Here is a 523-nt window from a genome sequence, read left to right as displayed (position 1 = left end):
ACAGTGCGTTCGGGCCGTTCTGGTCAGTGACCCGACATGAAGACATCATCGCGGTCGATAAGAACCATGAGGTCTTCTCCGCCGAGCCGATGATAGTGATCGGGGCCCCGCCTCGTTTTCTCGATATCGAGATGTTCATCGCGATGGACCCACCGCGCCACGACGTGCAGCGAGCAGCTGTGCAAGGGGTGGTCGCACCGAAGAACCTGCGCGAGATGGAGACGCTCATTCGGTCTCGGGTTCGCGAGGTACTAGACGACTTGCCGGTGAATCAGCCGTTCGACTGGGTCCAGACTGTCTCGATCGAACTGACAGCTCGAATGCTCGCGACGCTCTTGGACTTCCCCTACGAGGAACGTCGCAAACTCGTGTACTGGTCAGATATTGCAACCTCGATCGAGGAAGCGAACGGTGGTCCTGCGGACCTCGACGAGACGTTCGACGGAATGCGCGAGATGGCGAGCGGTCTGAGTTCTCTGTGGTACGACAAGAAGGCTCGGTTAGCAGAGGGGGAGGAACCCGG

At 59.3% G+C, this 523-nt stretch carries 1 pseudogene; it reads left to right on the top strand.

Annotated features, from left to right (window positions below):
• Positions 1-523: pseudogene (locus tag Q2K20_RS18155) on the top strand (cytochrome P450); the annotation flags it as partial.

This window comes from Dietzia sp. IN118, assembly GCF_032905965.1.
Taxonomy (GTDB): domain Bacteria; phylum Actinomycetota; class Actinomycetes; order Mycobacteriales; family Mycobacteriaceae; genus Dietzia; species Dietzia kunjamensis.
The sequence above is the reverse complement of the archived record's forward strand: the minus strand, read 5'-3'. Positions and strand labels throughout refer to the sequence as shown.